This window comes from Achromobacter sp., from assembly GCF_036567245.1.
Classification (GTDB): domain Bacteria; phylum Pseudomonadota; class Gammaproteobacteria; order Burkholderiales; family Burkholderiaceae_B; genus Achromobacter.
In genome coordinates, this window is record NZ_DATCUY010000081.1 from 1 (window position 1) to 7259 (window position 7259).

The 7259-nt window shown below is 65.7% G+C and carries 6 protein-coding genes and 1 pseudogene; 2 read left to right on the forward strand and 5 right to left on the reverse strand.

What is annotated here, in order from left to right:
• Nucleotides 1-881: 881 nt before the first annotated feature.
• The 5 genes from rodA to VIR09_RS03310 form a co-directional block, all read right to left on the reverse strand.
• Entirely contained in the window at nt 882-2018 is a 1137-nt protein-coding gene (gene rodA, locus VIR09_RS03290) for a rod shape-determining protein RodA (RefSeq protein WP_332011578.1), read from the reverse strand.
• Nucleotides 2018-3943, reverse strand: a complete 1926-nt coding sequence (gene mrdA / locus VIR09_RS03295; protein ID WP_207469821.1) for a penicillin-binding protein 2 — start codon at nt 3941-3943, stop codon at nt 2018-2020. The genes rodA and mrdA overlap by 1 nt, the downstream gene beginning before the upstream one ends.
• 15 nt (nt 3944-3958) lie before the next feature.
• On the reverse strand, nt 3959-4525 hold the full coding sequence (mreD, locus tag VIR09_RS03300; protein ID WP_013396747.1) for a rod shape-determining protein MreD: 567 nt from the start codon (nt 4523-4525) through the stop codon (nt 3959-3961).
• Nucleotides 4512-5396, reverse strand: a complete 885-nt coding sequence (gene mreC / locus VIR09_RS03305; protein ID WP_332011579.1) for a rod shape-determining protein MreC — start codon at nt 5394-5396, stop codon at nt 4512-4514. The genes mreD and mreC overlap by 14 nt, the downstream gene beginning before the upstream one ends.
• 84 nt (nt 5397-5480) lie before the next feature.
• A complete protein-coding gene (locus VIR09_RS03310) occupies nt 5481-6524 on the reverse strand; it encodes a rod shape-determining protein (protein ID WP_006391829.1) in 1044 nt (347 codons plus the stop codon).
• Between the two features lie 227 nt (nt 6525-6751).
• Here VIR09_RS03310 and gatC point away from each other — a divergent pair, with 227 nt between their 5' ends.
• Both gatC and VIR09_RS03320 read left to right on the forward strand, forming a co-directional pair.
• Nucleotides 6752-7060 carry an Asp-tRNA(Asn)/Glu-tRNA(Gln) amidotransferase subunit GatC gene (gene gatC, locus VIR09_RS03315; protein WP_332011580.1) on the forward strand — a complete coding sequence of 103 codons (309 nt, stop codon included), beginning with the start codon at nt 6752-6754 and terminating at the stop codon, nt 7058-7060.
• Nucleotides 7061-7063: 3 nt separating this feature from the next.
• A pseudogene (locus VIR09_RS03320) lies at nt 7064-7259 on the forward strand (Asp-tRNA(Asn)/Glu-tRNA(Gln) amidotransferase GatCAB subunit A); the annotation flags it as partial.

Sequence of the window (7259 nt, forward strand, 5' to 3'; positions counted from 1 at the left end):
CTGCCATGCGCGGGGCAACGATTGCGGTCCGGAGCGTTCGCTCCGGACTTCCCCTTCGTCATCTTCGTCCAGGCCTTCGGCCTTCCCTTCAGATTCCCTCGGGCTTATCGACGCCCCGCGCATGGCGGGCCGCCGACGCGACGGGCTCGTTCAGCTGCAATCTGGCGTCAGCTGGGGCGAGCGGCGTGCTTGGCATTCTGGCAACGGGTGGGTATGGCGGAGGATCTTGCGGGGCTCGCCTCGGGCCGGCCGCGCGGGCGGCCTTCCGAGGCTTCCGCGGTGCCTTGCGATTGAGGATGGCGCTGCGCGCGCATGATGCACAGGCCATCATTGAATCGTGGAGGCGATTGCTCATCGCTGAACATCGCCAGGCCGATTAATTATCACCAGCCGCTAAGCCACGGTGCCGGATGGGTGGCGCGCGCGAGAGAATCTTCAAGCGCAAACCGCTGCCTGCCGCGCGCCACCCATCACCGCCCACCCCCAATGATGCGGGGCCGCTAGAAAACGACCCTCCGCCATCGCGCTAGCGACCATCGCCACGACGCGCACAACCATGTATGTTGCCTACGGCCGCCCGCGCGGCCGTAGGCAACGGGCGACGCGAGACTCGCCACCGACCACGAATCTAGCAGCGCAGCAGACCAAGACGAACGTAGCCCGTCGGCGCGGGCGCCATGGCGGCGAGCGCCCTCGATGCGCCCGACGGAATCCGAAGGGAAGGCCGAAGGCCTGGACGAGGATGAGGATGGGGCAGTCCGGAGCGAAGGCTCCGGACCGCAATCGTGGGCGCTCGCCGCCATGGCGCCCGCGCCGACGGGCGACCTACGAAGCAGCCGCAACCCACCGCAAGAACCAACCGTTCAAAAAACCGACCGAGATCAGGGCTTAACCGACCGATGTCGACTAATACTCATCATGATCCCAAACGCAATCCCCATGGTGAACAAAGCCGTCCCCCCATAGCTCATGAACGGCAACGGCACCCCCACCACAGGCAGGATCCCCGTCACCATCCCCACGTTCACGAATACATAGATGAACAGCATCATCGTCAGCGCCCCCACCAGCAGCCTGCCGAACTGCGACGACGCCCGTGATGCGATCGTCAATCCGCGCGCCATCATCAGCCCGTACAGCACCAGGATGGCGATGCCGCCGTACAGTCCGAACTCCTCGGCGTACACCGCGAAGATGAAGTCGGTGGTGCGCTCCGGGATGAAATCCAGGTGCGTCTGCGTGCCCTTCATGTAGCCCTTGCCGTAGACCCCGCCCGAGCCCACCGCGATCATCGACTGGATCGTATGGAAGCCCTTGCCCAGCGGATCGGAGCTGGGATTGAGCAGCGTGCACACCCGGTGCTTCTGGTAGTCGTGCAGCACCACCCAGTCCACCTCAGGCTCGCAGAGCTGGTCCTCGTAGTAGACCAGCGTGCCGATGGCGATAATGCCTGCCAGCATCACCGGCACCAGCAGCTTGAACGACAGGCCCGCGAAGTAGATCACGAAGAAACCCGCGCCGAACACCAGCAGCGCCGTGCCCAGGTCGGGCTGCAGCACGATCAGGCCGAAAGGCGCGGCCAGCATGGCGGCGGCGGCCAGGAAGTCGCGGATGCGGACCGCGCCCTCGTGGCGCTGGAAGTACCAGGCCAGCATCATGGGCACGCCGATCTTCATCATCTCGGAGGGCTGGATGCGGGTCACGCCCAGGTTCAGCCAGCGGGTCGCGCCCTTGCTGGTTTCGCCGAAAAACTCCACGCCCAGCAGCAGCACCACCCCCACCACGTAGAAGGGCAAGGCCAGCTTCATCAGCCACTTAGGTGGAATCAGCGCCATGACCCACATCGCGAAAAAGGCGATGATGAAGTTGCGCGACTGTTCGGCGAAGCGCCAGTCGGTGCCGCCCACGGCGGAATGCATCACCGTCATGCCGAGCGCGGCGAACATCAGCAGGATCGCCAGCAACGGCCAATCGAAGGCCGTGAACACGCGTAGCAGGATAAGGCCCAGGCGTTTCATTATCGGCGCACCACGTCAGAAGCAATTTCCTCGACCGAGGCCAAGGGGTCGGCGCGATCAGGCCGCACGATCTTGTCCTGGCGGTCCTTGGCCAGCCAATAGTCGAATACCTTGCGGGCGACCGGCGCGGCGACGCTGGCGCCCCAGCCGGCGTTCTCGACGATCAGCGCCACCGCGATGCGCGGGTGTTCAAGCGGCGCGAAGCCCATGAACAGGGCGTGGTCGCGCAGGCGTTCGTCGATGGCGCTGGCGCGGTAATGGCCGCCGCGCAGGCTGAACACTTGCGCGGTGCCGGTCTTGCCGGCCGCCTGGTAAGGCGTGTTGGCGAACGCGCGCCGCGCCGTGCCGGCCCGCACCACGTCCGCCATGGCGTTCTTGATCACGTCAACGTTGGCCTGCTTGAGAGGAATGCGGTAGTCGGGCGCGGACTCGGTGGGCTTGGCCACGCCGCTGCGCGGATCGCGCACCGCGTGCACCAGGTGCGGACGGCGGTACAAGCCGTTGTTGGCCAGCGTGGACGTGCCTTGCGCCAGCTGCAGCAGCGTGAAGGCGTTGTAGCCCTGCCCCACCGCCACGGAAATCGTCTCGCCCGCGTACCAGCGCTGCCGATCCTTGTCCTTGTAGGCCGAGCGCTTCCAGTCGGTCGAGGGCAGTACGCCGCGCTTTTCGCCTTCCAGGTCGATACCGGTGATCTGGCCGAAGCCGAACTGCTTGGTGAAATCGTGCAGCGCGTTCACGCCGATCTCGGGGCCCAGCGAATAGAAGTAGGTGTCGGACGACACCACGATGGCCTTGTGCATGTCCGTCATGCCGTAGGCCGCCCCGCCGGCGTTGCGGAATTTCTGGCCGCCGAATTCGTAGTAGCCGGGGTCGGAGATGCGGTCGGTGGCGCGGCGCTTGCCCAGTTCGAGCGCGGCCAGGGCCACGAAAGGCTTGTAGGTCGAACCGATGGGATAGGTGCCGTACAGCGGCCGGTTGATCAGCGGATGGTCCGGCGATTCGTTCAGCATGCGCCAGTTGTCCACGTCGATGCCGTCCACGAACAGGTTGGGGTCGAACGAAGGCTGCGAGACGAAGGCCAACACCTCGCCCGTGTCGGGGTCGATGGCGACCAGCGCGCCGCGCTGCCCCTCGAAAGCCGCTTCGGCCACCTTCTGCAGGCCCAGGTCGATGGACAGCATGATGTCGGAGCCAGGCACGGGATCGATCCGGCGCAGCGTGCGCATGGGCCGTCCGCCCGCGGTCACTTCGACCTCTTCCAGACCGGTGCGGCCGTGCAGTTGCTCTTCCCAGGTCTTCTCGATGCCCTTCTTGCCGATGACGTCGGTGCCGCGGTAGTTGCCCAACTGGCCGGCGCGCTCCAGCTCTTCGTTATCGCCCTCCGCGATGCGGCCGATATAGCCGACCACATGGCCCGCCGAGGCGCCCTGCGGATACTCGCGCACCCAGCGCGCGCGCAGCTCCACGCCCGGAAACTGGAAGGAATGCGCGGCGAACCAGGCAGCCTCGGTTTCGTTGAGATTGTTGCGCAGCTGCAGGCTGGCGTAGCGGCTGGACTCGGCGGCGCGACGCTTGAAACGGCGCTGGTCGGCCGGGCTGATGTACACGACCTCGGTCAGGCGTTCGAACAGCTCGCTCAGATTGCCGGCGTGGGCCGGCACGACTTCGAGGGTGTAAGTGCGGTAGTTGCGCGCCAGCACCTCGCCATTGCGGTCCAGGATCTCGCCGCGCCGCGGCGGGATCGGCACGACCGCGATGCGGTTGCGGTCGGCGCGCTCGGACAGGCCTTCGTAGCGGTCGACTTGCAGATACCAGAACCGGCCGATCAGCACGCCGAAGCAGGCCAGCGCGAACAGGCCGCCCACCCAGGCGCGCAGGCGGAAACGCTGCTTCTGCTGCTGGCCGGTTTTCTTGAATTCGAACATGACGCGGCGCCGCCGTCAGGCGGAGGAAGATTCGGCGTCGTCGACACCGCGCTGCGGCAAGTGCAGAACCCAACCCGCCAGCGGCCACAAGGCGGCGGTCAGGAGCACGCTGATGCCCCAGTCCCAGCCCGGCCATTTGCCGGCCAGCCACGCATGGATGATCTGGGTCACGAAACGGGCGATGAAGAACACAGGCAGCATGTGCATGGCCTGGCTCCAGAGGTCGAACCGCTGCAGCCGGCGGTGCAGCACCACGGCGCCGTAGGCGACCAGCGTGTACGACAGCGCGTGCTCGCCCAGCAGGCCGGCGTCGTGCACGTCCATCAGCAGGCCGAAGAAGAAGGCGGTGAACAGGCCGATGCGGCGCGGCTCGTGCACGCACCAGAAGGCGATGATCAGCAGCAGGATGTCGGGCGCGCCCTGCCATAGACGCCACGGCAGCAGCGACACCAGCCACGCCACCAGCACCGTGGCCCAGACGAATACGCCGTGCGCGGGGCCGGAGAGCCGGTCGGGCTGCACATTGCTGGGGGTGCCGAGGCGGCGCGTGGCCTGCCCCGAGGATTGCTTAGTCCGATCCACCGGAATCGACCTCCTGACGGTTGGACTCGGCGCGTTCCACATCGACCTGCAGAACCAGGAAGTGACGGTAGCGTTCGGGATGGGCCAGCGGTTCGCACACGGCTCGCGCAAAACCGGAGGCGGTATCGCGTTCGACCGAGGTCACCTTGGCCACCGGCAGGCCGGCCGGAAACAATCCGCCGACGCCGCTGGTAACGATAGTATCGCCTTCCTTGATGTCGGCATTGGCGGCAAGGTAACGGACTTCCATCTTGCCGGGCGAGTTGCCGCCGAACGCGATCAGGCGCAAGCCGTTGCGCAGCAACTGCACGGGAATGGAGACCTGCTCGTCGGTGACCAGCGCCGCCTCGGCGGTCATCGGCGTGACGCGCACGATCTGCCCGACCACGCCGCCTTCGTCGATCACCGGCATGCCCGGCGCCAAGCCCGCCTTGCTGCCCTTGTTGAACACCAGGCGCTGTGTGAACGCGTTGGTGGGCTCGTACATGACCTCGACCACCACGGCGGACTGCGCCACGGTGTCGGTCACGCCCAGCAGCCGGCGCAACTGCGAGTTCTCGGCCGCCAGTTGGGCGCCGTGCGTGGTCACCTGGGCCAACTCGATGCGCTGGCGTTGCAGGGCTTCGTTTTCGCTACGGATGAGGTTGGCCGCGTTGACCCATTCGTTCACTTGCTGGACGAGGTCGCGTGGCGCCATGACGGCGCGCTGGAAGGGGTAAAGCGCCACGGATATCGCGCGGCGCGCCGGTTCCAGCATGCGCCATTGCGAATCCATGACGATCAGGGCCAAAGCAAGGACGACCAGAACGACCAGCCGCACCTCCGCAGGTGGGCCGCGCCTGAATAGGGGAGGAGTCCCTTGTCGTTGCATGAATCTCAGCCCGGACGCCCGCGTCCGTCGCTCCGGCAGCGGCCGGAGCCGTGAAAAAGCGGGGCTCCGGGCTGGCGGGCAAAATTAGTCGTTGATGAAGATCGCGCCCAGTTTCTCAAGGTGTTCCAGCGCCTCGCCGCAACCGCGCACGACGCAGGTCAGCGGATCGTCCGCCACCACGACGGGCAGGCCGGTCTCTTCCTGCAGCAGGCGGTCCAGGTCGCGCAGCAGCGCGCCGCCGCCGGTCAGGGCAATGCCCTTGTCGGTGATGTCGGCGCCCAGCTCCGGCGGGGTCTGTTCCAGCGCGATCTTCACGGCCGAAACGATCTGGTTCAGCGGATCCGTCAGCGATTCCAGGATCTCGTTGGACGAGACCGTGAAGCTGCGCGGCACGCCTTCGGCCAGATTACGGCCCTTGACCTCGATCTCGCGGACTTCGGAGCCGGGGAAGGCCGAGCCGATTTCCTTCTTGATCAGTTCGGCGGTGGGTTCGCCGATCAGCATGCCGTAGTTGCGGCGGATATAGTTGACGATGGCTTCGTCGAACTTGTCGCCGCCGACGCGCACCGAGCCCTTGTAGACCATGCCGCCCAGCGAGATGACCGCCACTTCGGTGGTGCCGCCGCCGATGTCGACGACCATGGAACCGCTGGCGTCGGACACGGCCAGGCCGGCGCCGATGGCCGCAGCCATGGGCTCTTCGATCAGGAAGACGTGGGACGCGCCCGCGCCCAGGGCCGATTCACGGATGGCGCGGCGTTCAACCTGGGTGGAGCCGCAGGGCACGCAAACAATGATGCGCGGGCTGGGCGCCAGCATGTTGCGCGGGTGCACCATGCGGATGAACTGCTTGAGCATCTGCTCGGTGACCGTGAAGTCGGCAATGACGCCGTCCTTCATGGGCCGGATGGCCTCTATATTGCCGGGCACGCGGCCAAGCATCTGCTTGGCTTCTTGACCGACGGCCTGAATGATCTTCTTGCCGTGGGGACCGCCTTCATGACGGATTGCGACCACGGACGGTTCATCGAGCACGATGCCCTTGCCGCGGACGTAAATCAGCGTATTGGCGGTACCGAGGTCGATCGCCATATCGCTGGAAAAATAACTGCGCAGGAATCCGAACATGGGAGCTCAGCTAAATTCTGGGGGGAATGAGGTACATACCGCGGGGCGTAGGGCCCGTAAAACAACGGGTCCGCCTGTCATCACGGCGATTAAACCGTGAATCATAACTTATAATTTCCCCGGAAATAGCGCATAAATGCAGGCTATTCAAGCTTTGTAACGGGTTCGGCGTATGCATACTGCCCTCTCCCGCCCCTCGGCCTTCGCTTATCGAATTGCAATCCCCCATGGCGCTCAATGACACAGATGTGGCCCGCATTGCCCGGCTGGCCAGAATCGAACTGACCCCCGACCAGCGCACCCTCGCGCAGGCCGAACTCAACGGCATCCTCCACCTGATCGAACGGCTACAGTCCGTCGACACCCAGGGGGTCGAACCCCTGGCCCACCCGCTGTCCGCCCACGAAGACATCGTGCTGCGCCTGCGTGAAGATGCCGTGACCGAACCCAGCTCGGAGGCCCGCCGCGTGGAGCTGCTGGCCAACGCCCCCGACGCCCAGGAAGGCCTGTTCCTGGTTCCCAAGGTCCTGGATTAAGTCATGACGAAACCCGCTCTGCACACCCAATTCAAGGGGATCGCCGCCCTGCGCGCGGCCCTTGCGCAACGCCAGGTCAGCGCCGTCGAGCTCGCCCAAAGCGGTCTGGCGGCCGCCGAAACGGCCAGCGGCCTGAATTGCTTTTTACATATTGACGCCGAATTGACGCTGGCCCAGGCCCGCGCCGCCGACGCCGCGC